The organism is Sphingomonas sp. (assembly GCF_050725575.1).
In the GTDB taxonomy this organism is placed as follows: Bacteria; Pseudomonadota; Alphaproteobacteria; order Sphingomonadales; family Sphingomonadaceae; genus Sphingomonas.
In genome coordinates, this window is the sequence record NZ_JBOHHW010000018.1 from 14,045 (window position 1) to 38,708 (window position 24,664).

Genomic DNA, 24,664 nt, shown 5'->3' on the forward strand with positions numbered 1-24,664 from the left:
GATCGATAATAATTTATGGATCTCCAATTATATACCGTCCCAGAACTCTGTCTATCCTGACGCCAGAAGAAACGGAGACAGCAATGACCAGGACGATTCTCATCACCGGCACGTCGTCGGGCTATGGCAAGGCGATCGCGGAGCTTTTTCTCGATCGTGGATGGAATGTCATCGCGACGATGCGGCGCCCGGATCCGGGCGTGTTCGCGACATCTTCGGCTCGGCTGAAGGTCCTGCCGCTCGACGTCACAGACAGCGGCAGCATCGATACGGCAATCGCCGCGGGCGTCGAGGCGTTTGGCGCGATCGACGTGCTGGTCAACAATGCCGGGATCGGCATGGCCTCAGTCGTCGAGGCTACACCGGACAGCACAATCCGCGAGATTTTCGAGACCAACAGCTTCGGCGTGTTCGCCACGTGCCGCGCGATCATTCGGCAGATGCGCAGGCAGGGACACGGCACCATCATCAACGTCACGTCGAGCTGTACGCTCGGCGTCATGCCACTGGTGGCGATCTACACCGCCAGCAAGTCGGCAGTGGAGGGGTTCACCGAATCGCTGGCCTATGAACTGGATCCGTTCGGCATCAAGGCACGGCTGGTCGAGCCGGGCTATGCCCCGACCACCAACTTCACCGCCAATGGCGGCCCGCGCATGCAGGGCCTGATCCCAGCGGAGTATGAGCCGTTCGCGCAAGCTTGTTTCGCCCAAATGGCCAATTATCCGACCGCCTATTGCTCGGAAGCCGAAGTGGCCGAGGCGAGTTTCGCAGCAGCGACCGACGACAGCGTAAGGATCCGCTATCTGGCCGGTGCAGACACCAAGCTTCTTGCCGATCTGCGCTGGACGACCTCGGAGGAACATTATCTGGCGAGGATGCGGGATATGTTCGGTCCCCATGTTCAGTCCCGCGTCAGCAGTTGATCGCCTAGCGCGCTGCGGCATTCTTGCTGGGAGAGATGATGGCTTCATAGGACGTGCGGACATCCTCGCGAATCTTGTCCAGCGACGCGGCATCGCGCCATCTCCCTTGCGCCATCACACCGATGGGCGTCCGCAATGTCGCCAGATCGTCCAAGGGATTGGAGTCCGACAGGATCAGGTCGGCAGCATAGCCCGGCGCGACAATGCCGAAGCGTCTGCCGCCCTTGGTCCTGTGGATGAAAGCACCCGGCGCGCGGGTGGCGGTGGACAGTGCCTGGAAGCGCGACAGCCCGGCAGTTTCGAGCGCATCCAATGCATCATGCGATGAGCGTCCCGGGAACAGTCCTGGGATCGTCGGGGCATCGGTCCCGGCGATCAGCTCGACCCCGCCATCCGCAAGCGCCTTCACGAAGCGCTGCAGAAAGGCGAATTTCGCATTCAGATTGACGGTCTTGGTGAAATAATCGCTCTTGCGCCACGCCATCCGATCCGCCGGCGTCAGATATGCGATCTCCGGACGACTCATGATCGGCGCCAGCGTCTCGGGATGCCCAATCAATCTCGTGATCGTTCCATAGGTCAGCAGGTCGGCGGTAATGGCTGGCTTATAGCGCTGTACGAGCGCCACGGCCTCGGGGATCCGGGACAGCGACGGCGGCGCATCCTTCTCCTTCACACCCGCGGGCGTGAAGTATGAGTAAAAGAATTCTTCGGCATGAGCGACCATCGCCTGGCCTGCCGCCAGCTGCCGGTCGAGCCGAACCGCATAGACCCCATGCCCCACCAGCGGGATATTCTGCTTCAGCGCCTCTGCGGCCAGTGCTTCATAAACATCCGGTGTCAGGCCGACATAGACCTTGATGAAATCATAGCCATTGGTCTTGGCCAGACCGACAATCGCGCGCGCTTCGTCAGGCGTCTTGATGACGAATGCATTATAAGCCGTCGTCCCGTCGACCAGGAAGCCGGTATAGACTTGCGGCGCCGGGATCTTGCCGCCATTCGCTTCGGGTACGATCGTATCGACAAAACCCGCGCGAGCGCCCCCCATGTGCAACACCGTCGTCACGCCGCTTGCAAGATACATGGCCAGGTCGTTGCGCGTATCCGAATGGATATGCATGTCGGCCAGCCCCGGCGACAGATAGGCCGTTTTGTGCCCATCGATGATCCTCGCCCCGGCGGGCGGCTTCAGCTCAGGACCGATCGCCTTGATTGTCGCCACTTCGACGATAACGGTCTGATCGCGCAGGACCCGTTCGCGGTCCATTGGCAGCACATTGACGTGGATGAAGGCAATGACATCCGTCCCGGGCGCATCGGCACGCGCGTTCGCCGGCAGGAACAGCGCGATCGCCAGGCCAAGGAGCTTCATACAACGCATAAGACTGCTTTCGATTGGTCGCGGCGCTCAGCCTACGCAAGACCGTCTGCGGTTGCCACTACCGACAGCGCGCCGCGACAGCGGCTTCAACATTTGCTGCTCCTCGCTCGCATATCTAGAGGGGCCTTATGGATTGGGACGGGGAAACAAGGCTTGGCGACGGCTGGGCGGCCTATGAGGGGCCGACCGCCGATTCCAGGCCACATCGCCATCTCGCCATTCAGCTGGCGATCGGCCTGAAAGAGCCGGTTGCCATCGCCGGCGATCGTGGCACGGTCATGGCCCCCGCCATTCTGGTGCGCGCCGGGGCACGCCACCGGCTCCTTCCTGCCCCGGGCGGGGTCCGATGCGTTTTCGTGGAGGTCGACAGCCGGGCCGGCCAGGCGTGGCAGTCGGCAACGATCGACGACGATATCTTCCAGGCTCCAGCGGATCTCGCGCACGAATTTCGGGCAGGCGAAGACGTCGCGGCGGCAATGCGCCGCTTGACAGACGCGTGTCCGCACCGCGTGTTCGACGATCGTCTCGCCCGAGTCCTGACGGCACTCGCGGAAAATCCGGGCGGGTCGGGCGCCATCGGCCGCGCAGCCTTGACGGCCGGCGTTTCGGTATCGTGCCTGCGCGCACTGGCAGCCGAGGCGCTGGCCGCGCCGCTCGCCCAATGGCGTCAGTGGCGCATGCTTGCAAAGGCGGCCGCCATCATCGCGACGGGCCAATCACTGGCCGACGCTGCCGCCGAGGCGGGCTTCAGCGACCAGGCGCATCTGACCAGGATCATGGGGCGATTTTTCGGCATCACACCGCGCGTGGCGGCCACCTCATTGCGCAAAGCTCATGGCTTGCGCGCGGTATAAAGCGAGATCGACCCCGTCGGCGTCGGAACGACCAGATCCTCCGCAACCTGAATGAAACCGGCGTCAGCGATCAGCTCGGGCAAGATCCCCCGAGCATTCTGGCCGGTTGTCGTGAAACCATCGACCGCCTGTACCAGCAGAAACGCGGCCCTCATCCTCAGCGTGCGTTGCCGTCCATAATCGGCGATGAACAGGCGGCCTCCGGGTTGCAGGGCGCTGGCCATGGCGCGAAGCATATTCTGCTTCATCGGAAGATCGCAGTGATGGAGAACCAGGCTCGAGACCACCTTGGTCGCTGATCCGTCCGCTATGACCTCTCCGGCCCGGTCGCCCATGGCCTGACGCCAGTCGATCGTCATTCCTGACGCTTCGGCCTTGGCCCTGGCGATTGCGAGCACTTGGGGATCCGGGTCGATGCCGACGAGCCGGCAATCGGCTGCGCGCTGCTTCAGCCCAATACAAAGGGTCCCGGTTCCGGCACCGAAATCGACGATCGAGTCCCCATGCTAGGGCCCTATCAAGTCCATGAACGCCGATCGCCAGCGACGCTCGCGGCTCATCACCGCAACCACTCGGTCGTAACTGCCCGTCAGGCTTGATTTGCCCAGGGCCGGTACGAATTTCTGATCGGCATCCATGATATTCCTCCGCGCCGCATGAACTGCGGCCTCGGAAAGTCCCACATCCGAGGCGCGTAGGTCTTGAACGTTTCGCCAGTGTTCGGACTGCAGGGAGGGGTAGAGGGAGATATGGGACACCTATTGTTCCATATCTTGTTCGCCGCTGCCCGATGGGGAGCCCATATAATATGTTATATATCAAACACTTATTCAAAAGATAGGCGAGACCGCTTCGATCAATGCCGGTCGTCGGCGTCGATCCGCAAAGCCGAGCATCAGCGTCGCAACCATGCGTCTGGCCGCTGGCGCGAGATCGGTGTCCGTCAATTCGCCCGCAGTCCAGAAGGACAGGATCCCCCGAAATCCGAACGCGAGTTGCGCCGGCAAGATCGCGAGTCCCCGACTCCGCCAGGCATCGGCCAGACCCTCGCCACGATCGAGCGCCGCCGACCAGAGCCGCGCGGACTGTTCCATGACGGCGCCCGGTGCGGAGCCGGGCGCGCCGAGCGATCCCATGACAGCCCGGTTCACCACCGGCTCCAGCAACATCACCGACGCCGCGATTTCAGCAGTGAAGAATATCCGATCGATCGCGTCACCGGTCAGGGCGGCGCTGCTCAGCCGCGCCTCCATCGAGGCAATGCGCCGCGCCGAGAGCGCGTGCATGATGGCGATCTTGCTGCCGAACCGGTTAAACGGCGTGGCGAAACTGACGCCGGCCTCAGCCGCAAGGTCTCGCATGGAAAAATCCGCCTTGCCCTGCCGCAACAGACGTTCGGCGGCGTCCAGTACGCGCTGGCGAACCGGTTCACCCCTGACGGATCTCGAAACACTCTTGTCTGACATCATGCCGTAAATATATCATGATATATATCATTCGCAAGATGGAGTTACCCGATGTCGACTGTCGTACCCAGGACATTGCTCATTACCGGTGTCAGTTCCGGCCTCGGCCGAGCCTTCGCACAAGCGGCGATCGAGGCCGGGCATCGCGTGATCGGTACAGTGCGGCGAGCGGGCGACGCCGACGCCTTCGCTGCGCTCGCACCTGACCTCGCGCATCCCGTCATGCTCGACGTGACCGCTTATGATGCTGTCCCGGACGCCGTGGCGGCGGCGGAGCGGCGCATGGGCACGATCGACGTGCTCGTGAACAATGCCGGTTACGGGCATGAAGGCGTGCTGGAGGAATCCTCGATGGAGGATCTGCACCGGCAATTTGCCGCCAACGTGTTCGGCCCTGTGGCGATGATCAAAGCCGTCCTGCCCGGCATGCGTGAGCGCCGCCGTGGCCACATCATCAACGTAACCTCGATGGGCGGCTTCATCACAATGCCGGGGATCAGCTTCTATTGCGGCAGCAAGTTCGCACTGGAAGGCATTTCGGAGTCGCTCGGCAAGGAAGTCGCCTCTTTCGGCATCCGCGTGACAGCGCTCGCACCGGGACAATTTCGGACGGATTGGGCCGGCCGATCGATGGACCGCACACCGCGCAGCATCGCCGATTATGACGATGTCATGGACCCGATCCGCGCAGCCCGAACGGCGAAGAACGGCTACCAGCCCGGCGATCCGGCAAAGGCCGCTCAAGCGGTGCTTGCCCTTATCGAGGCGAAAAACCCGCCAGCGCGGCTGTTTCTCGGTGATGACGCTATGGGCCTGGTGGAACAGAAGCTCGAGCAAATAAGGGATGAAATGGGTGATTGGGACGCACTCTCCCGCTCTACCAATTTCCCCGCATGAACGAGACGGTCAGCGGCCTTCGCACGGCCTGCGCGCCTGCTCTTTCGCATAGCCCTATTTTGTTGTCACAGTCACAAGGGCGGTAATAGGTTTGCCGTCCACGAGAATGGGCCGGTGGTGATCATCTGCGAGTAAGACGCCAATCACATGTTGCCCGGCGGGGCTTGGGCAATGGCCAAAGCGAGCCTTGATAAGATCACCGCCAACGTCGCTGTTCATACTGTTATAGGGCTTGCCGGGGATATTGCAGGTGTCTCCGTTCGGATCGATCTTCATGTGAACATGGCCGCATTGACGATTGTCTCCGCACCGGCCCGCCGGGAGCAGCGTGAAGTTGCTCCTTACGATCACGCCGACCGCTTTTTCCGGATCGGCACCGAGTTCAATAGCCGAGCCGGCCCTTGGCCAGAGTATTTCAAGCGTTGGCCGGTCCTGGGCTTGTGCGGATGCGTGGGGAAATGCGGCAAATGCCAGACCGATCGCGGCGATGCGAAACATGGCAACCTCCATTGAGTATGTAATCAGCGATTACATCTTGAAAGACTCGCGCGCAAGGAAATAATCGGTGATTACATCGCAGCACCATGCTAGTTTGCCGGCATGACCAGAAAAAGCGGCGCAGAGGAATCAGGCCACTCCAAGCCTTACCATCATGGCAATCTGGTCGAGGCTTTGATCAACGCGACCGTTGAGATCATTGAAGAGCGTGGCGTGGAATATGTCTCGGTACGGGAGGCTGCCAAACGGGCCGGGGTCTCGCCTGGTGCGCCTTTTCGGCATTTTCGGTCGAAAACGGCATTGCTGACAGCAGTCGCCGAACAGGCCATGGACCGGCTGACGAAGGCCGTTGCCGACGCGCAATCCAAGGTCGGCAGCGCAGATCCGATCGCCGCCTTTGAGGCAATTGGCCAGGGTTATCTGCAATGGGCGATTGCCAACCCCACGCATTTCCAGATCATCAGTTCCCGCACGCTGATCGATTTCAACGGATCAGACAGTCTTCGCGCCCAGAACGAGGCAATCCGCAGCAGGATGGTTGAACTGCTCACGCAGGCGCTGCAGCAAGGCCAACTCCAATCTGACGTGGATTTTGAACATCTTGTACTCGGTGCCCGCGCGCTGGTGTACGGCCTGGCCCGGATGGTGATCGATGGCCATTTCGCGGAATGGCATCCGTCGGAGCCGCCGCCCATCGCCGTACGGAAATCTTTGCGCCTCTTTATCGGCCAGATGGCGTCGCCACCGTCGCTTGGCAGCTAATTACAGGAATGCGGCGGGCTAAGCCTGACATCGAGCGAGCCACACTCTTCGCACCTTTCGTCTTCAGGAGCAGTCGTTACCCCTACTCCCACTCGATCGTGCCCGGCGGCTTCGCGGTATAATCATAAGTTACGCGGTTGATGCCCCTGACCTCATTGACGATCCGCGTCGCGACGCGCGGCAGGAAGTCGCCGGGAAACTGATAGGCGGCCGACGTCATGCCGTCAGTCGAGGTGACGGCGCGCAGCGCGAGGACGAAGTCGTGCGTCCGCCCGTCGGCAAGCGACGCAGACGAAGGGCCAGTCTCCCAGCTCCTATTGTCCAGCCAGTTTGGTAAGCCACTTGGCATCTTCCGACAGCAATCGCCCCCCGACAGCGCACAGGATTATGTCGTTGGGCACTTCTGGCCCTTGAGGGTGCAGACCATGTGCGAGACACGCCTCTTTAGGAGCGATCGTGAAACCGCGTCCCGCTCGTACCGAGAGCAGCGCCTCCTCAAGCTCGTTGGTGCGATCTAACGGCAGGAGCGCCTTAGGTTGCCTGCCAAACGCACCGTCGAACCATCGCGCGAAGACATATTCATGCTCCTCGTAAACGCTGCATGGAAATCGGCTGAGCGCTGCCGGCGATAAATCCTCGGGGAGGTCACCGACAAGCCAAAGCATTTCGGTGGCGATCACACGGCTCTCTATCGGCGCTGAAACAACGGAGCGGTATGTCAGGGCGAAATCGAGCTGTCCTCCGCTTAGCTTAGCGAGGAGTTGATCATGACTGTCCGTATGCAGTCGCACCGGGCGCGTCTTCTCGATCGAACCGAGCAGCAATGGTGCCAACCGGTAGCGGCCGAATGCCGTTACGCAGCCGAGTCGCAGGGGCAGTTCGGCCGGTACGCCGGAGAGAACACTCTCAGTCGCACGCGCGATCTCGGCGAGAGCGCTATCGATAGCCGCATAAATGCTTCGGCCTTCAGGAGTGAGTCGAAGCCGCCGACCCACTCGTTCCGTGAGCACCACACCCGCATCGCGCTCGAACCGTCGGAGCTCCGCATGAACAGCGGGTGGCGACCGTCCCTCCGCGCGCGCCGCCGCAGTAATACCGCCCGCGCGTGCGACCGCGTGGAATGTTGCCGCGCGACGGAGATCAAGTTTCATCGTTCATCCTGAGCGAATTATCTGCACGTCATTTACGAATTTGTGAAGAGCAGTTTGGCTGCTAGCCCTCAAGTGAGAGGAGCCGCCCATGTTTATCCCGCTTCTGATAGCTGCTGCAGCAACAGCCACGAACGTCGCTCCTGCCGATGCGGTGGCACGCTATGCCGAGGCTATCGAAGCAAGCAGCCCGTCTGCCCTCGCGCGCGCCTTTCAGCCGAGCGCCATCATGTATTGCACTAACAATGGGGTCATCAGCGCGACCAGCCAGGCTCAATGGAAGACCCGACTAGCCGGCACCCCAAGGCCTGCGTCCTCATCAACTCGCCTGGAATGGCTCGATGCCGGCGAAACAACGGCGGTTGCACGGGTCCAGGCAGTGCGAGGCGATAGATTGTTCATCGACTATCTACTGCTCGCGCGGATCGGTGCTGATTGGCGCATCGTCGGAAAGCTCTGCCAGGCCGGAGCACGGGAAGATGGCGCGGGACGTGCGGCCGCGGATCGCGTCATAGACATGAAGCTGGAAGCTGACCGGACGTGGGACGATCGTTTGCTGGGGACGAGCATCGATCCGCGCGCGTTGATCATGACGGTCGAAGAAGGGGAATTCGTAGCCGCTACCTCCGCGGAATGGCAGGCGCGCTACCGCGATCGGAAGCGTACCTCGTCTGGTAATACCTTCGACGTCACGAGCCGGATTGTAGAGTCTCGGGGTGACATCGCCATCGCCCGTTGGTCCTTCCGGTCTGCAAGTGGTGACTGGACCGATCGCGCGCTACTCATGCGAACGCCGGACGGATGGCGCATGATGGCGTTGGTCTTCAGCAAGGAGAAGCCTTGAGCCGCGACGGTATGACCAAATTTCAGACGGATATTGCCGGAGGGTAAGGATCATTCCCACTCGATCGTGCCGGGCGGCTTCGACGTATAGTCATAGGTGACGCGGTTGATGCCCTTGACCTCGTTGACGATCCGCGTCGCCACGCGCGGCAGAAAGTCGCCCGGGAATTGATAGGCAGCCGCGGTCATGCCGTCGGTCGAGGTGACAGCACGCAGCGCGAGGACAAAGTCATAAGTCCGCCCGTCGCCCATCACGCCCACCGTGCGTACTGGCAGCAGCACGGCAAAGGCCTGCCAGATCGCATCATAGAGCCCGGCATTGCGGATCTCCTCGAGATAGATCGCATCGGCCTTGCGCAGGATGTCGCAGCGCTCGCGCGTCACCTCGCCGGGGATGCGGATCGCGAGACCGGGTCCCGGGAAAGGATGCCGTCCGACGAACGCCTCGGTCAGACCAAGCTCGCGGCCCAGCGCGCGCACCTCGTCCTTGAACAGCTCGCGCAGCGGCTCGACGAGCTTCATGTTCATGCGTTCGGGCAGGCCACCGACATTGTGATGGCTCTTGATCGTCACTGACGGGCCACCGGTGAAGCTGACGCTTTCGATCACATCGGGATAGAGTGTGCCCTGCGCAAGGAACTCCGCGCCGCCGATCTTCCTCGCTTCATCCTCGAACACGTCGATAAAGGTCGCGCCGATGAATTTGCGCTTCGCTTCCGGATCGGTGATTCCGGCCAGGCCGCCCAGGAACAATGTCTCGGCGTTCACGTGGACCAGCGGGATATTGTAATGGTTGCGGAACAGGCCGACGACCTGATCCGCCTCACCCGAGCGCATCAGGCCGTGATCGACGAATACGCACGTCAGCTGGTCGCCGATCGCCTCATGGATCAGCACCGCCGCAACCGCCGAATCGACGCCGCCGGACAAGCCGCAGATCACCCTGCCCTTGCCGACCTGCGCGCGGATTTCGGCAATCTTGGTCGCGCGGAATTCGGCCATCGTCCAGTCGCCGGTCAGGCCGCAGACATGGCGGGCAAAATTGGCGATCAGCTTCGCGCCATCGGGCGTGTGCACCACCTCGGGATGGAACTGCATCGCATAATAGCGCCGGTCATCGTCGGCGATCACCGCAAAGGGTGCGCCGGGGCTCGCCGCGACCGGGCGGAAGCCCGGAGCGAGCGCTGTCACCTTGTCGCCATGGCTCATCCAGACCTGATGGCTTTCGCCCTCGGCCCAGAGGCCGTCGAACAGCGAGCAACGGTCGCTCACCTCGATCACCGCATGGCCGAACTCACCGCTGTCGCCCAGCGTGACGATACCGCCGAGCTGCGCCATCAACACTTGCTGGCCGTAACAGATGCCGAGGATCGGCAAGCCGCTGTCGAGAATGACCTGCGGCACGCGCGGGCTGTCGGCGTCAAGCACCGAGGCCGGGCTGCCCGACAGGATGATGCCCCTGGGCTGCATCCGTTCGAACGCCGCTTCGGCAGACTGGAATGGCGCGATCTCGCTATAGACCCCCGCTTCGCGCACGCGGCGCGCGATGAGCTGAGTCACCTGGCTGCCGAAGTCGACGATCAGGATCGAGTCGGGCAGGATGGAATCGGGGCTGTGCGAAGACTGTGTCATGGCGAGCCGATAGCAGATGGGCCGCCGGAGTGAACCCCTCTCCCGACGAGAGAGGATCGGTCGGATCAGTCTACGACATAGACCAGGTCATCAAGGAATACGTCTTCGACACCCTGTTCGTCGGCCCGGCAGCGAAAGCCATATTCGTCGCGGCTGAGGTGACGGTAACGGCTACGCAGGATCAGCGTACCGCGGATATCCCAGCCATTGTCCGCGCGCCTGACCGAATCGACCTTGCTGATCTCAGCGATCCGGGCGTAGCGGCGACCTTCGGATTTCGCCGCTGCCACGCACTCGGTGATCGCATTGTCCTTGGCGCTGCCGCCGTTGGACTCGGAAGGTTCGTCCCCGGACAGGCCCTCCTCTTCCTCATTATACGGCTCGCGCGGCGAGGAGCGCTCGCCGCCGCGCTGTGCCTGAACAGGCGCCGTGCCGATCGCCATTGCCGCCAGCCCCAACGTCACACCAATTTTGCTGAAATTGCGCATCGTCGCCGCCCTTTACTCTTTAACGCGCCGCGATCGTTCAGCCGCAGCATAGCCATGTTGGCGGATGCTGCGGCGTGACGACGATTATTGCAACGGCTTAACCGTCAATCCAGTCCATTTCGCCGCGAACGCCCAATTGTCGGCGGCCTCCTCGATGATCTTGTCGGTCGGCTTGCCGCTGCCATGGCCGGCACGGGTTTCGATCCGGGCGAGATGCGGCCGGTCGCCGATATCGGCAGCCTGCAGGGCGGCGGTATATTTGAAGCTATGTCCCGGCACCACGCGATCGTCGGTGTCCGCGGTCGCCACCAGAATTGCCGGATACGCCTTGCCGCCCTTCACATTGTGATAGGGCGAATAGGTGTAGAGCGTCCGGAAATCGGCCTCTTTCGACGGATAGCCATAATCGTCGACCCAGTAGCGCCCGGCGGTCCAGCGGTCGAAGCGCAGCATGTCCATCACGCCGACCGCAGGCAGCGCCGCCTGGAACAGATCGGGCCGCTGATTGGTCACCGCGCCGACCAGCAAGCCGCCATTGGAGCCGCCCTGGATCGCCAGCCCATCCTTTGACGTGATGCCCTGGGCCTTCAGATATTCGCCTGCGGCGATGAAATCATCGAACACATTCTGCTTATGGGCCAGGCGCCCGCCGTCATGCCATTCCTTGCCATATTCGCCGCCGCCGCGAATATTTGCCACGGCCAGCACGCCGCCCTGTTCGACCCACGCGATTCGCGACGCGGAAAAGGCCGGCATCATCGAGATGTTGAAGCCGCCATAGGCGTAGAGCAGGGTTGGCGCCGGCCCCGTCACATCCTTGCGGCGTACCACGAACATCGGCACGCGGGTGCCGTCCTTGGAGGCATAGAAACGCTGCGACACGTCATAGAGCGACGGGTCGAACGCGACCTTGGGCGCGGCCCAGGGCGTGGATTGGCCAGTCTTCATATCATAACGGTAGATCGTGGTCGGCGTGGCGAAACTGGTGAAGGAATAAAAGGTTTCGGGATCGTCGGGCTCGCCGCCGAACCCGGCCGCGGTGCCGATGCCGGGCAGGGTCACCGTGCCGTCAGGCTTGCCGTCCAGCGCGTAGCGACGAACTTCGGTCTTCACATCGGCAAGATAGGTCGCGATCAGCTTGCCGCCGACGATCGCCGCGCCGTCAAGCACGGCCTTATCCTGCGGTACGATCTCATGGATCGGCGGCACCGCCGAACGCGCGGCGAGATTGGTCGATACGATCCGCGAGCGCGGCGCATCCTTGTTGGTCACCCAGAAGAAATTGAAGCCCTGATTGCCGGCATAGCTCCATTCATTCTCCAGCCCCTTGAAGATCGTGCGCGGGGCGGGCCTGGGCGCGGTCAGGTCGATGACCGTGATCTCGAAGCGGTTGTCGGTCCCTTCGGTGGTCGTGATGACCAGCCATTTGCCGTCGTCGGTGACCTGCACCTGATGGTTGCGCCTGGGAGTTTCGGGCGTCGCGTAGATCAGTTTATCGGTGTTTTGCGCGGTGCCGAGCTTGTGGAAATAGACCTTCTGGTTTTCGTTCAGCGCCTGGAATTTCTTTTCTCCTGTCGCCTCGGGGAAGCGCGAATAATAGAAGCCCGATCCATCCTTCGCCCAGGCGAAGTTGGAGAATTTCACCCATTCGATCGTGTCGCTCGCAATCGCGCCGGTCGCAACGTCGATAACCTTGAGGGTGCGCCAGTCGGTGCCGCCATCCTGGATCGAATAGAGCAGCTTGCTGCCGTCCTCCGACGGCACCCACTCGCCGAGCGCGGTCGCACCATCCTTCGACCAGCTATTGGGATCGATCAGGGCCCGCCCCTCGCCGTTCACGCCGTCGCGGACGAATAGCACCGCCTGATTCTGCAAACCGCTATTATGGTTGTAGAAATAGCGCCCGCCCTTTTTGTGCGGCAGGCTGAAGCGCTCATAATCCGTCAGCTGCTTCAGGCGCGCTTTGAAGATGTCGCGACCGGGCAAGGTCGCGAGATAGGCACTGGTGACCTTGTTCTCGGCGGCGACCCACGCGGCGACCTCGGGATCGGTGCGCACGTCATTTTCGAGCCAGCGATAGGGATCGGCAACCTTCACACCGAACTGCTCATCGACCTGATCGACCTTGCGGGTTTCGGGATAGGTCAGCTTCGGCATGGGGGCAGCGGTTTCCGTGGTCTGGCCGGCGGCAAAGACCGGCGTGGTGAAGAGAAGCGGCAAAAGCGTGAGTAGCGCACGGCGCATGGAGAGCTCCCGGGAAGGACTGGATGACGGCACCCTATCAGCCATCGGACATCACTCAACCCCGGCATTCAGGCCTAATCCGGCCAGCACAAATGAAAGGGGCCCCGCTTTCGCGGAGCCCCTGTTCAATTTTGCGGTCGAGAACGCAGATCAGGCGGCCTGATCATAATCCTCGTCGGTGATCACCGGACCCGAATCCTGGCCCTTGGCGCTGACGTCGCGGTCGACGAACTCGATGATCGCGATCGGCGCTGCGTCCGATGCACGGATGCCGGCCTTGATGATGCGGGTATAGCCGCCGTTGCGATCGGCATAGCGCGCCGCCAGCACGTCAAACAGCTTCTGCAGCTGCGCATCGTCGAGCAGACGGGCATGCGCGAGGCGACGGTTGGACAGGCCACCCTTCTTCGCCAGCGTGATCAGCTTCTCGACATAGGGGCGAAGCTCCTTGGCTTTCGCGACCGTGGTCGTGATCTGCTCGTGCTTGATCAACGCTGCCGACATGTTGCGGAACAGCGCGATGCGGTGGGCCGAAGTCCGCGAAAGTTTACGACCGCCAACACCATGACGCATGATTTCATCCTTCGTTCGTTAAGGGGCCGTTTCACGGAACCCCAGACCAGGTGGGGACGGTGAGCCCACCCAATTTGCCGTCATCCCAGCACAAGCAGGGATCTCCATGAGGGGCGTCCGGCCCGAACCCGCAAGTCCGGGCCGAAACCGCTTAGCCCATGATTTCCTGTTCGAGCTTCTTGGCCATCTCTTCGATATTCTCAGGCGGCCAGCCCGGGATTTCCATGCCGAGACGCAGACCCATGCTCGACAGCACTTCCTTGATCTCGTTCAAGGACTTGCGGCCGAAATTCGGCGTGCGCAACATCTCCGCTTCGGTCTTCTGAACCAGATCGCCGATATAGATGATGTTGTCGTTCTTCAGGCAGTTCGCCGAACGCACTGACAGTTCGAGCTCGTCGACCTTCTTGAGCAGGTAACGGTTGATCTGCTGCGTGTCGCCCGAGGAGTCGCCGGTCGCCGCCGGCGCCGCATGGCCGATCGGGGCAGAGCGGGTCATCGCCGAATCGTCGAAGTGGACGAACAGTGCGAGCTGGTCCTGCAGGATGCGGCCGGCATAGGCCACTGCGTCCTCAGGAGTCACCGTGCCGTCGGTCTCGATCGTCAGGGTCAGCTTGTCGTAATCGAGTTCCTGCCCAACGCGGGTATTCTCGACCTTGTAGCTAACCTGCTTGACCGGCGAGTAGAGCGCATCGACCGGGATCAGGCCGATCGGCGCGTCCGCCGGACGGTTGGCGACCGCCGCGACATAGCCCTTACCGACATCCGCGGTCAGTTCCATGTTGAGCGTCGCGCCCTCGTCGAGATGGCAGATCAGCAAATCGGGGTTGAGCACTTCGATATCGCCCGACACCGCGATGTCGCCGGCCTTCACGTCGGCCGGGCCGGTCGCGGAGAGCTGGAGGCGCTTCGGGCCTTCGCCCTGCATGCGAAGCGCAATCTGCTTCACGTTCAAGACGATGTCGGTCACGTCCTCACGGACACCCGCCAGCGACGAGAATTCGTGAAGGACATTCTCGATCTTGATCGAGGTCACCGCCGCGCCCTGCAGCGAGGACAGCAAAACGCGCCGCAGCGCGTTACCGAGCGTCAGGCCGAAACCACGCTCGAGCGGCTCGGCGACGAAGGTCGCCTTGCGCTTCGAATCACCACCGGCCTTTTTCTCGAGACCGTTGGGCTTCTTGAGTTCCTGCCAATTTTTCGCATTGACGGACATGGGCTTCCCCTTGGTTTTGGACCGAAGCGGGGGAGCTTCGGCCATGAGAGAATCGGCCGCGCGGCGCGATCAACCGCGCGCGGTCGAGACAAAAGTCAGACGCGGCGGCGCTTGGACGGGCGAACGCCGTTGTGCGGGATCGAGGTCACGTCGCGGATCGAAGTGATCTGGAAACCAACCGCCTGCAGCGCGCGAAGCGCCGACTCACGACCCGAACCCGGACCCTTTACTTCCACTTCGAGCGTACGGACGCCGTGCTCGGCGGCCTTCTTGCCGGCATCTTCCGCTGCGACCTGCGCCGCATAGGGAGTCGACTTGCGTGAGCCCTTGAAGCCCATCATGCCGGCCGACGACCACGAAATCGCGTTGCCCTGGGCATCCGTGATCGTGATCATGGTATTGTTGAAGCTCGCATTCACATGGGCGACGCCCGAAGTGATGTTCTTGCGCTCACGCCGCTTAATGCGCTGAGGTTCGCGTGCCATTATATCTTCCTAACCCTAAAGCTGACGCCGGCGAGGTCCTTGCGGAGCGCTGCCACCGGCGGCGTAAATCATCCCCCGGACGATTTACTTCTTCTTGCCGGCGATCGGCTTGGCCTTGCCCTTGCGGGTGCGCGCATTGGTATGCGTGCGCTGGCCGCGGACCGGGAGGCCCTTGCGATGACGCAGGCCGCGATAGCAGGCCAGATCCATCAGGCGCTTGATGTTCATCGCGACTTCGCGACGGAGATCACCCTCAACGGTGTGATCGGCGTCGATCGTCTCGCGAATCTGCAGCACTTCCTGATCGGTCAGGTCCTGGACGCGGCGCTCGGAAGCGATGCCCAGCTTTTCGACAATTGCCTTGGCCTTGGTGTTGCCAATGCCGTGGATATAGGTGAGCGCGATAACAACGCGCTTGTTGGTCGGGATATTGACCCCGGCGATACGAGCCATGAACTAAATTCTCCTGCTCCACAGGGCGACATGGCAGTCACCCCATCTCATAGCGTTAAACGTTCCGAAACGCACGATAGCGGCGAGCGCAGACAAGCGCCGCCGGGAAACCGGGGTTTCGGAATAGGGCCAGATAAGCGCGCGCAAACGCGGAGTCAACCGGCAGGTTCCCGCTTCTGATGGATCGACCACCATTTTTTCAGCGCGACCAGCGCCCAGACGCCCTCGACCAGCCCGAACGGCCATGCGCCCTGGAGAAAACCATAGGCCGAACCCAGCGCACACCCCGCGGCAAAGCCCAGCGTCCACCATGGGCTCCGCCCTTCCAGCATATAGCAGATCAGCATGACGATGACGGCGAACAGGCCGAAGGCGGTGAGCAAATCCACCGCCGGCCTATGCCGCGTTTGACTGTGCCGCGCCAGCCGGGAACGCCGGTAGTCGGACCGGCAGGCCGCGGTCGCTTGACAATGCTGCACTGCGGGAGCAGTCGGCCGCCAGTCAGCCCGATTCGCTGACGATCAGGAAAGCAAACGGACAATGCCAAGCGACAGTAGTCGATTGCCAATGCTGCTGGCGGTCTCCGACCGAGCCTGATCCGATCAGTCTCGCCCCGGGTGCCGCCAGCGGCATTCGATGAGGTGAGACATGAACACACTACCCCCATTTGCCCGGGGCGTACGCCCCTTCTCGCGCATCCTGCGCCTGACGCGGCCGAACCGCGCCGACGTGATCGCCTTCCTGCTGCTGGCGGGATTGTCGGTGCTGGTCATCCGCGGTGCGGAAGGCGTTGCCGAACCGCTGTCGCAGTTGCGTACCGCGCCGGTGACGCTCGATCCGTGGAACCTGCCCGGCTATGCGCTGCGCACCACGCTGCGCATGTTCGCGGCGCTCGGCGCGTCGCTGATCTTCACCCTGGTCATCGCCACCCTGGCGGCACGCAGCCGGCGCGCCGAGCAGATCATCGTGCCCGCGCTGGACATTCTCCAGTCCGTGCCGATCCTCGGCTTCCTCACCTTCACCGTCACCTTCTTCATGGGCCTGTTCCCGGGCCAGCAGCTCGGCGTCGAATGCGCCGCGGTCTTCGCCATCTTCACCAGCCAGGCCTGGAACATGGCGTTCAGCTTCTACCAGTCGCTGCGTTCGATCCCGTCCGATCTCGAAGAGGTATCGCGTGGCTTCGGCCTGTCGCCACTGCGCCGCTTCCTGCGGCTGGAATTGCCGTTCGCCACCCCGGCTCTGGTGTGGAACGCCATGATGTCGATGTCGGGCGGCTGGTTCTTCGTCGTCGCATCGGAAGCGATCACGGTCGGCAACACCACGGTCACCTTGCCCGGCATCGGTTCCTGGCTCGCGATCGCGATCGAGCACCGTGATTTCGTCAGCATCGGCTGGGCGGTCGGCGCGATGGCAGTGGTGATCCTGCTTTACGATCAGCTCGTCTTCCGCCCGGTGGTCGCCTGGGCCGACCGCTTCCGCTTCGAACAGACCGCCAGCAGCGACCGGCCGCGCTCCTGGGCCTATGACCTGTTCCGCCGCACCAGATTGCTGCCCGTGCTGTTCGCCCCGGTGACCATGATCGGCCAGATGCTGATCAGGTTCGACCGCGGCCGTCCGGCACGTCCGGTGGCCAACCGCGACCGCACCGGCAGCCGGATCGGCAATCTGGTCTGGACTGCCCTGCTCGCCATCGCCTCGCTCTTCGCGGTCTGGACCATCGCCACTTATGTGGCGCGCACGCTGCACTGGGAGGATGCGGTCACCGTGTTCGGCCTGGCCTGCCTGACCATGGCCCGCGTTCTCGCGCTGATCGCCATTGCCAGCCTCATCTGGGTCCCGATCGGCGTGTGGATCGGCCTGCGCCCGAAATGGGCCGAGCGGCTCCAGCCGGTCGCGCAGTTCCTCGCGGCTTTCCCGGCCAATGTCCTTTTCCCGTTCGCGGTGATCGCGATCGTGCACTGGAAGCTCAGCCCGGATATCTGGCTGTCGCCGCTGATGGTGCTGGGCACGCAGTGGTACATCCTGTTCAACGTGATCGCCGGCGCCAGCGCGATCCCGACCGACCTGCGCAAAGCCGCCGACATCTTCGGCATCAGGGGCTGGCAATGGTGGCGGCAAGTCGCGCTGCCGGGGATCTTCCCCTATTATGTCACCGGCGCCCTTACCGCGTCGGGCGGCTCATGGAACGCCAGCATCGTCGCCGAGGCAGTCTCCTGGGGCAATGAGAAGCTCACCGCATCGGGGCTTGGCGCCTTCATCGCCGATGCCACCGCCGCCGGGGATTATCCCCGCGTCGCGCTCGGTATCGCGGTCATGTCGATCTTCGTGATCGCCTTCAACCGGCTGCTCTGGCGACCGCTTTACACTTTTGCCGAGCGCCGCCTGCGCCTCGCCTGACCCCTTCTGAAAATCTGAACTGACACCCGAAAAGGAGCCTGACCATGGCCACCATCGCTGATATCCGTCCGCTCGTCACCGTTTCCGGCCTGCGCCATCATTACGGCAAGGGGCATGGGCAAATGCTGGTGCTCGACAATGTCGACCTGACCCTCAATGAAAATGAAATCGTCGGCCTGCTCGGCCGCTCCGGCTCGGGCAAATCCACCTTGCTGCGCTCGATCGCCGGCCTGATCGCGCCGACCGAGGGCGATGTGCAGTTCGTGCCCGGCATGGACGGCCAGGCGCCCAGCGTCAGCATGGTGTTCCAGACCTTCGCGCTGTTCCCGTGGCTCACCGTACTGCAGAATGTCGAACTTGGCCTGGAGGCGCAGCGCGTGCCGGCCGAACAGCGCCGCACCCGTGCGCTCGCCGCGATCGATCTGATCGGCCTCGACGGCTTCGAGAATGCCTATCCAAAGGAGCTGTCGGGCGGGATGCGCCAGCGCGTCGGCCTGGCCCGTGCGCTGGTGGTCGATCCGTCATTGCTGCTGATGGACGAGCCCTTCTCCGCGCTTGATGTGCTCACCGCTGAAACGCTGCGCACCGATCTGCTCGACCTCTGGTCCGAAGGGCGGATGCCGATCAAGTCGATCCTGATCGTCACTCATAATATCGAGGAGGCCGTGCTGATGTGCGACCGCATCCTCGTCTTCTCGTCCAATCCCGGCCGGGTGGCGGCCGAAATCAAGGTCGATCTGCCGCAGCCGCGCGACCGGGACGATCCGGCGTTCCGCGCACTGGTCGACGACATCTATGCGCTGATGACGGCACGCGCCGCCCCGACATCGCCGAATGACGGGCTGTTCCCGGGCAGCGGCATCACCATGGTGCTACCGCGCGTGTCGACCAATGCGCTCGCCGGCCTGATCGAGGAGGTCGATTCCGCCCCGTATGACGGGCGCGCCAGCATGGCAGACCTCGCCGATCAGCTGCAGCTCGAGGTGGATCAGCTGTTCCCGATGGCGGAAACGCTGCAGCTGATGCGTTTCGCCGAACTGACCGGCGCCGACATCGCACTGACCCCGGCGGCGCGGCGCTATGCTCAGGCCGATGTCGATGCGCGCAAGGCGATCTTCGCCCAGGCTCTGCTCGCTCATGTCCCGCTGGCGCATCATATCCGCCGCATCCTTGACGAGCGTGCCAACCATGTCGCGCCGGCCCGCCGCTTCCGCGATGAGCTGGAGGATCATATGTCGCCGGATTATGCCGCCGAGACATTAGGCACGGTGACGCATTGGGGCCGCTATGCCGAAATCTTCGCCTATGACGAGGATGCCGATCAATTCAGCCTTGACGATCCAAGCTGATGCGCTGGCTGCGTCTCGCCGTCGCCGCCCTGTCCACCGCACTGCTCGCCGCCAGCCCGGCCTTGGCCGATGGCGGCGCACATGTGATCGACGGCTCGGGCGTGGAAACGCCCGGCACCTGCCATCTCGAAAGCTGGGTCACGCTGAGCAGCGGTGACGGCCGGCTGATCAACAGCGCGCCGGCCTGCACCCGCAAAGCCTGGCCCAATCTCGAGCTTGGCGGGTTCGTCACCCATGGCTGGTCGCCGGAATCGCACGACACGCTGGTCGGCCTGTCACCGAAGATCGAGCTGCGCTCCGCAACACGCGGCCTCGGCCTCGGCATCGCGACCAGCGCCGCCTATCAGGTCGATCGCGGTCATTTCCACGAAGTGTCGCTGATCGTGCCGGTCACCATTCCGGTCGACCGGCAGGTGACGCTGAACCTCAACAGCGGCTGGCAATGGTCGCGGGCCGGCCACCGTGCCGATCTGTTCGTCGGCGGCCAGATGATGGTTGCGCTGAAACCGTCGCTGAGCCTGATGGCCGAAACCTTCACCCGGGATCGGGGCAAGGCTGGCGGCCAGACCGGTGTGCGCTGGACTACGGGCAAAGGCCGGATCGATATCGACTTGCTGGTCGGTCGCTATGTCGATGGTACGACGCCTATTGCGATCACCTTTGGGGTGACGCTGAGGCGATAAAGGGGTTTGTCTCAGTAACTTTCAATTGCTTCCCCGGCGAAGGCCGAGGCCCAGTCGAGGAACGTCTGCGGTGACGCGCTGCGCCCGTTACCTTCTATCTTCCAACTGGGCCCCGGCTTTCGCCGGGGAAGAAGACAGAGGCGTAGAGAGGATATCCAAACAGCCAGCCCGGCCGGCAACCTCAATCCTCCCCGGCCGCCGCCACAATCCAGCGCCGAAAGGCAGTCATCGCCGGGCTGTCGGCGCGCGACTGCAGCCGGGTCAGCCAATATTGCCCCACATCGACCTCGCACGCGAAGGGCCGGACAAGTTGCTCGGCCGAGAGTTCGCGTGCGAACATCGCCGACGGCAACAGCGCCACGCCGACACCCGACACAGCGGCTGCGGCCGCCGCCAGCGACGTGTCGAACACGATCCCGCGCATCCCCGGCGGCGGCAGCCCGGCGGCCGCGAACCAGCGCGGCCATTCGTCGGCGCGATAGGAGCGCAGCCGGGGTTCGCGGACCAGGTCGGCGGCATCACTCAGCCGCACCGCGACGCCCGGCGCGCACAGTGGCGTCATCGGCGCCGCCATGATCCGCTCGGCATGGGTGCCGTGCCACGCGCCCTCGCCAAAGCGGATCGCCATATCGAGCCCTTCGCCGGCAAGGTCGACCCGATTGTTGTTGGTCATCAGCCGCAAGTCGATCTCAGGATGCGCCTGGAGAAAATCCGGCAGCCGGCCAAGCAGCCAGCCGGTCGCGAACGTCCCCACCGCGCCGATCGTCAGCACTTCCTGGAATCGCCCTTCGGAAAACCGGTCAAGCATCGCCCCGACCCGGTCGAAGGAATCGGCCACCACCGGAATCAGCGCCTGCCCCTCATCGGTCAGCGCCAGCCCGCGCGGCAGGCGACGGAACAAGGGCGTACCGAGCAAATCCTCCAGCGCCTTGACCTGATGGCTGATCGCCCCCTGGCTGACGCACAGCTCGATCGCCGCGCGGGTGAAACTCAAATGCCGGGCCGCCGCTTCGAACGAGCGCAGGGCATTCAGCGGCAGTCGCGATCGATCCATGCGCTCCCCATGAATTCAATTCATGCTTCTGTCGAGATCATATGCTTTGCCGCCACGCCCTTCCCTCGGATATCCGGGGCGCCTCAGGAGGTGATCATGTTGGACAGGCGCAAATTTCTCATCGTTACCGGCGCGACATTGGTGTCGACCAGTCTGCCCGCGGCCCGGAACAAGGTCGCACCGCTGGGCGGAGAGACTCTGGCCATGGCCGTGCAGGCCTGCGAGACGGCCAGCCGCGGACGGCTCGGCGTTGCGATCCTCGACACCGCAACCGGCGCCCGCTTCGCGCATCGCGGCGACGAGCGCTTCCCGATGTGCAGCACCTTCAAGCTGCCCCTTGCCGCCGCCATCCTGCGCGATGTCGATCGCGGCCGGACCAGCCTTGACCACAAGGTGTCGGTCAGCGCGCGCGACATTCTCGACCATTCGCCGTTCAGCGAAACGCGCGTCGGCGGCAACGCCTCGCTTGGCGACTTGTGCGAGGCCACCATGACGAACAGCGACAACGCCGCCGCCAATCTGCTGTTGCCGGTGATCGGCGGCCCGGCCGGCCTGACTCGCTTCGCCCGCGCGCTCGGCGACACGGCGACTCGCTTCGATCGCTACGAGCCCGACCTCGGCACTTGCACGCCGGGCGATCCGCGCGACACCACCACCCCGCTCGCGACGCTTGGCCTGCTCGACCGCATCCTGCTCGGCTCCGTCCTGTCGAACCCCTCGCGCACGCGCCTGACGCAGTGGATGATCGACAACCGGACCGGCGACAGGCGCCTGCGCGCCGGCCTTCCCGCGACATGGCGGGTCGGCGACAAGACCGGCACCGGCGACCATGGCACCACCAATGACATCGCGATCCTGTGGCCGCCGAAGCGCCCGCCGCTGCTGGTGACCAGCTACCTCACCGGCAGCCCGCTTTCGACCGCCGAGGGTGAAGCGATCCATGCCCGCCTCGCCCTCAGCATCGCGAGGCTTTAGGGCGGATCGCCACACCTCCTCTTGCCCGGATCAGGTCAGATCTGCCGGCTGCGGTCGCCCCGAACGGCCTGTGCGAGCCGGCTGAGTTCCTCCATCTCGCGATCGCTGAGTTCGAGATGCGCGCCACCGACATTCTCTTCGATCCGGGCGGGTTTGCGCGTGCCGGGAATGGGCACGACGGCAAGGTTGAAGACCTTCGACTGATGGTGCAGCCAGGCAAGCGCGATCTGCGCCGGCGTTGCCCCGCGCGTTGCCGCGAGATCGCCGATCCCGGCAATCAGGGCGCTGTTGGCGGCGTGGTGCTCGTCGCTGAAGCGCGACATCGCCTGCCGCACATCGCCTGCCTCCAGGCTTTTGGCATCATGACCGCCAGTCAATTGCCCGCGCCCGAGCGGCGAATAGGGGACAAAGCCGACCCCGAGTTCGGCCGCAGCCGGCACGATCTCGTTCTCGGCCTCCCGCGAGAAGAGCGACCATTCGGTTTCGACCGCACTGATCGGGTGAATGGCGTGCGCTTCACGCAATTCCGCCGCGTTCACCTCGGACAGGCCGAGGTACCGGACCTTGCCCGCCGTCACCAGGTCGCTCATCGCGCCGATCGAGTCAGCAAGCGGAATCTCCGGGTTGCGGCGATGCATGTAATAGAGGTCGATGACGTCGATCCCCAACCGGCGCAGCGACGCGTCGACGGCACTACGGATATGCGCGGGACGATTGTCGATCGCGACGCCGCCGTCCTTGTGCACCAGCCCGAATTTGGTTGCGATGACGATGCGGTCACGGTTCGCCCGCACGAACGGACGGAGGAATTCCTCATTCTTGCCGTCGCCATAGGCATCGGCCGTGTCGAATAGGGTCACGCCCAGGTCCAGCGCCCGGTCAAGCGTGGCATAGGTCTCGGCATCGTCCTGCCCGCCATAATAGCCGGTGGCCATCGCCATGCAGCCAAGGCCCTGAATACCGACGACCGGACCGGTCTTGCCCAGTTGTACGGTTGGGATGCGCTCAATGATGCTGGTCGCCATGTCTCTTATCCTTTCACACTGTCGCTGCAGCCCGACCGCAGCTTCTGGTGAACCTTTAGGCCGCGCAGCGTGCGCACCGTCAGCCTGATCCTCCCTAAAAATTGCCTTTTTCTCTCATCATTGATTTTTTCTGAAGCGCGCACCATCATAGCCCGATACGGAGTATCATAGGAAATCCTTCGTAAATCAGGTGCAATCTATGGATCGGGAAGCAGAAACTCGTCTCGAAATTGAGGCAATAATTGCCCGATTTTCCATGAGAGACAATTCAGAGGCAATGCCGGTTACCGGCCTCCATGTCGGCCGGCTCACTGCGCCGGTGCCACCGACGCCGCTGGTTTATGACCCGAGCCTGTGCCTGTGCATCCGCGGCTCCAAGCATATGGTGGTCGGGGAACAGCGCTTCACCCATGGTGAGGACAGCTTTCTGCTCTTCTGCGCCGACATGCCGGCGATCGTAACGATCGACGATGCGAGCCCGGAAAAACCCTATACCGCCATGCTGATCAATCTCGACCTCGACCTGGCGCGTCAGGTGATGGCGGACATCGACATGAACCGGATCGAGGCCGCGCCGCAGGTCGAAACCGGCATGGCCTATGGCCGGATCACCGCCGATCTGTTCGATGCGGTGCTACGCCTGGTCCGGCTGATCGAACGCCCGCAGGACATCCCGATCATGCGCGACCTGATCCAGCGCGAACTGCTGTTCCGGCTGCTCAGCGGATCCAGCGGCGATCGGCTGAGGCAGATCGTACGGCTCGGCTCGCCCAGCCAGCGTATTGCGCGTGCGATTGCCTGGCTGCGCTCGAACTACGCGAAGCGGCTCTCGATCGAGCAGTTGGCCGATCTGGCGGGCATGGGCATTTCCACGCTGCATCGTCATTTCCAGGACGTCACGACGATGAGCCCGCTGCAGTATCAAAAGCATCTGCGCCTGCATGAGGCGCGGCGGCTGATGCTGACGGGCGTGGAGGCGAGCAGTTCCGCATTCCAGGTCGGCTATGAGAGCGCGACGCAATTCAACCGCGAATATCGGCGCTTGTTCGGCGCGCCGCCGCTGCGCGACGTGAAGGGCCTGCGCCGGTTCGAACCGGCTGTGCCGCTGTAGCGCAGCGCGGCCGCATTGTTTGTTGCTATGTCGATTCAATGCCTGTGAAGATCATGGCAGCACAGTCAGGAGCGAAGCCCTGCCCCCCGGGGCCTCGCCACGCTCTTTCTCATCGTTGGATATTGGATCTGCCCGTTACTGGCTGTTCCGGGATTAACAGCCAGCCTGCTGGCTGTTCCTGGCTGTTATGCTGGCTGTTAT

At 63.1% G+C, this 24,664-nt stretch carries 25 protein-coding genes and 1 pseudogene; 10 read left to right on the forward strand and 16 right to left on the reverse strand.

Annotated features, from left to right (window positions below; genetic code table 11):
* The first annotated feature begins 83 nt into the window (after positions 1-83).
* Entirely contained in the window at positions 84-926 is an 843-nt protein-coding gene (locus tag ACRECS_RS13625) for an SDR family oxidoreductase (protein ID WP_431583511.1), read from the forward strand.
* A gap of 4 nt (positions 927-930) precedes the next feature.
* Here ACRECS_RS13625 and ACRECS_RS13630 read toward each other — a convergent pair whose 3' ends face one another.
* Positions 931-2,301 (reverse strand): amidohydrolase family protein, encoded by a 1,371-nt coding sequence (locus tag ACRECS_RS13630; protein ID WP_431583512.1) that lies wholly within the window; start codon positions 2,299-2,301, stop codon positions 931-933.
* Between the two features lie 137 nt (positions 2,302-2,438).
* On the opposite strand from ACRECS_RS13630, the gene ACRECS_RS13635 reads away from it, so the two are divergent.
* Positions 2,439-3,164: a helix-turn-helix domain-containing protein gene (locus tag ACRECS_RS13635; RefSeq protein WP_431583513.1), complete on the forward strand. Its 726-nt coding sequence runs from the start codon at positions 2,439-2,441 to the stop codon at positions 3,162-3,164.
* Here ACRECS_RS13635 and ACRECS_RS13640 read toward each other — a convergent pair.
* The gene (locus ACRECS_RS13640) at positions 3,143-3,658 is read right to left on the reverse strand and encodes a class I SAM-dependent methyltransferase (protein WP_431583568.1); all 516 of its coding nucleotides are present in this window, start codon (positions 3,656-3,658) and stop codon (positions 3,143-3,145) included. The two genes, ACRECS_RS13635 and ACRECS_RS13640, sit on opposite strands and share 22 nt — an antisense overlap.
* 336 nt (positions 3,659-3,994) lie before the next feature.
* Positions 3,995-4,633, reverse strand: a complete 639-nt coding sequence (locus ACRECS_RS13645) for a TetR/AcrR family transcriptional regulator (RefSeq protein ID WP_431583514.1) — start codon at positions 4,631-4,633, stop codon at positions 3,995-3,997.
* Positions 4,634-4,681: 48 nt separating this feature from the next.
* Between ACRECS_RS13645 and ACRECS_RS13650 the strand changes: the two genes are divergently transcribed.
* Positions 4,682-5,527 (forward strand): oxidoreductase, encoded by an 846-nt coding sequence (locus tag ACRECS_RS13650; protein WP_431583515.1) that lies wholly within the window; start codon positions 4,682-4,684, stop codon positions 5,525-5,527.
* 54 nt (positions 5,528-5,581) lie between these two features.
* Here ACRECS_RS13650 and ACRECS_RS13655 read toward each other — a convergent pair whose 3' ends face one another.
* Positions 5,582-6,025 carry a hypothetical protein gene (locus ACRECS_RS13655; RefSeq protein ID WP_431583516.1) on the reverse strand — a complete coding sequence of 148 codons (444 nt, stop codon included), beginning with the start codon at positions 6,023-6,025 and terminating at the stop codon, positions 5,582-5,584.
* Positions 6,026-6,127: 102 nt separating this feature from the next.
* On the opposite strand from ACRECS_RS13655, the gene ACRECS_RS13660 reads away from it, so the two are divergent.
* Entirely contained in the window at positions 6,128-6,787 is a 660-nt protein-coding gene (locus tag ACRECS_RS13660; protein ID WP_431583517.1) for a TetR/AcrR family transcriptional regulator, read from the forward strand.
* Positions 6,788-6,869: 82 nt separating this feature from the next.
* On the opposite strand, the pseudogene ACRECS_RS13665 reads toward ACRECS_RS13660, so the two are convergent.
* Positions 6,870-7,070 (reverse strand): annotated as a pseudogene (locus ACRECS_RS13665) (glutamine-hydrolyzing GMP synthase); the annotation flags it as partial.
* 31 nt (positions 7,071-7,101) lie between these two features.
* Positions 7,102-7,938 (reverse strand): LysR family transcriptional regulator, encoded by an 837-nt coding sequence (locus ACRECS_RS13670; protein WP_431583518.1) that lies wholly within the window; start codon positions 7,936-7,938, stop codon positions 7,102-7,104.
* Positions 7,939-8,026: 88 nt separating this feature from the next.
* Between ACRECS_RS13670 and ACRECS_RS13675 the strand changes: the two genes are divergently transcribed.
* Positions 8,027-8,779 (forward strand): nuclear transport factor 2 family protein, encoded by a 753-nt coding sequence (locus ACRECS_RS13675; protein ID WP_431583519.1) that lies wholly within the window; start codon positions 8,027-8,029, stop codon positions 8,777-8,779.
* Between the two features lie 50 nt (positions 8,780-8,829).
* Here the strand turns inward: ACRECS_RS13675 and guaA are convergent, their stop codons facing one another.
* From guaA to ACRECS_RS13715, 8 genes are all read right to left on the reverse strand, one after another.
* A complete protein-coding gene (gene guaA / locus ACRECS_RS13680) occupies positions 8,830-10,410 on the reverse strand; it encodes a glutamine-hydrolyzing GMP synthase (RefSeq protein ID WP_431583520.1) in 1,581 nt (526 codons plus the stop codon).
* A 65-nt stretch (positions 10,411-10,475) separates the two neighbouring features.
* Positions 10,476-10,898, reverse strand: a complete 423-nt coding sequence (locus ACRECS_RS13685) for a hypothetical protein (RefSeq protein ID WP_431583521.1) — start codon at positions 10,896-10,898, stop codon at positions 10,476-10,478.
* An 84-nt stretch (positions 10,899-10,982) separates the two neighbouring features.
* A complete protein-coding gene (locus ACRECS_RS13690; protein WP_431583522.1) occupies positions 10,983-13,142 on the reverse strand; it encodes a prolyl oligopeptidase family serine peptidase in 2,160 nt (719 codons plus the stop codon).
* A 150-nt stretch (positions 13,143-13,292) separates the two neighbouring features.
* Complete coding sequence (gene rplQ / locus ACRECS_RS13695; RefSeq protein WP_187762564.1) at positions 13,293-13,715, reverse strand: 50S ribosomal protein L17; 423 nt, start codon at positions 13,713-13,715, stop codon at positions 13,293-13,295.
* Between the two features lie 151 nt (positions 13,716-13,866).
* On the reverse strand, positions 13,867-14,931 hold the full coding sequence (locus ACRECS_RS13700; RefSeq protein WP_431583523.1) for a DNA-directed RNA polymerase subunit alpha: 1,065 nt from the start codon (positions 14,929-14,931) through the stop codon (positions 13,867-13,869).
* Positions 14,932-15,026: 95 nt separating this feature from the next.
* On the reverse strand, positions 15,027-15,416 hold the full coding sequence (gene rpsK, locus ACRECS_RS13705; RefSeq protein ID WP_034161671.1) for a 30S ribosomal protein S11: 390 nt from the start codon (positions 15,414-15,416) through the stop codon (positions 15,027-15,029).
* A gap of 84 nt (positions 15,417-15,500) precedes the next feature.
* Positions 15,501-15,869 carry a 30S ribosomal protein S13 gene (gene rpsM, locus ACRECS_RS13710; RefSeq protein WP_431583524.1) on the reverse strand — a complete coding sequence of 123 codons (369 nt, stop codon included), beginning with the start codon at positions 15,867-15,869 and terminating at the stop codon, positions 15,501-15,503.
* A 155-nt stretch (positions 15,870-16,024) separates the two neighbouring features.
* On the reverse strand, positions 16,025-16,258 hold the full coding sequence (locus ACRECS_RS13715; protein WP_431583525.1) for a hypothetical protein: 234 nt from the start codon (positions 16,256-16,258) through the stop codon (positions 16,025-16,027).
* A 259-nt stretch (positions 16,259-16,517) separates the two neighbouring features.
* Here ACRECS_RS13715 and ACRECS_RS13720 point away from each other — a divergent pair, with 259 nt between their 5' ends.
* Genes ACRECS_RS13720 through ACRECS_RS13730 form a run of 3 tightly spaced genes read left to right on the forward strand, consistent with a single transcriptional unit; the run spans position 16,518 to position 20,298 of the window.
* On the forward strand, positions 16,518-18,266 hold the full coding sequence (locus ACRECS_RS13720) for an ABC transporter permease (protein WP_431583526.1): 1,749 nt from the start codon (positions 16,518-16,520) through the stop codon (positions 18,264-18,266).
* A gap of 44 nt (positions 18,267-18,310) precedes the next feature.
* Entirely contained in the window at positions 18,311-19,615 is a 1,305-nt protein-coding gene (locus ACRECS_RS13725; RefSeq protein WP_431583527.1) for an ABC transporter ATP-binding protein, read from the forward strand.
* A complete protein-coding gene (locus ACRECS_RS13730; protein WP_431583528.1) occupies positions 19,615-20,298 on the forward strand; it encodes a hypothetical protein in 684 nt (227 codons plus the stop codon). Before ACRECS_RS13725 ends, ACRECS_RS13730 begins: the two co-directional genes overlap by 1 nt.
* 181 nt (positions 20,299-20,479) lie before the next feature.
* Here ACRECS_RS13730 and ACRECS_RS13735 read toward each other — a convergent pair whose 3' ends face one another.
* Positions 20,480-21,352 carry a LysR family transcriptional regulator gene (locus ACRECS_RS13735; protein WP_431583529.1) on the reverse strand — a complete coding sequence of 291 codons (873 nt, stop codon included), beginning with the start codon at positions 21,350-21,352 and terminating at the stop codon, positions 20,480-20,482.
* A gap of 96 nt (positions 21,353-21,448) precedes the next feature.
* Here ACRECS_RS13735 and bla point away from each other — a divergent pair, with 96 nt between their 5' ends.
* On the forward strand, positions 21,449-22,327 hold the full coding sequence (gene bla / locus ACRECS_RS13740) for a class A beta-lactamase (RefSeq protein WP_431583530.1): 879 nt from the start codon (positions 21,449-21,451) through the stop codon (positions 22,325-22,327).
* A gap of 35 nt (positions 22,328-22,362) precedes the next feature.
* Here bla and ACRECS_RS13745 read toward each other — a convergent pair whose 3' ends face one another.
* Positions 22,363-23,352 carry an aldo/keto reductase gene (locus ACRECS_RS13745; RefSeq protein WP_431583531.1) on the reverse strand — a complete coding sequence of 330 codons (990 nt, stop codon included), beginning with the start codon at positions 23,350-23,352 and terminating at the stop codon, positions 22,363-22,365.
* A 256-nt stretch (positions 23,353-23,608) separates the two neighbouring features.
* Here ACRECS_RS13745 and ACRECS_RS13750 point away from each other — a divergent pair, with 256 nt between their 5' ends.
* Positions 23,609-24,463, forward strand: coding sequence for an AraC family transcriptional regulator N-terminal domain-containing protein (locus ACRECS_RS13750; protein ID WP_431583532.1), 855 nt, complete (start codon positions 23,609-23,611; stop codon positions 24,461-24,463).
* Positions 24,464-24,664: the final 201 nt, after the last annotated feature.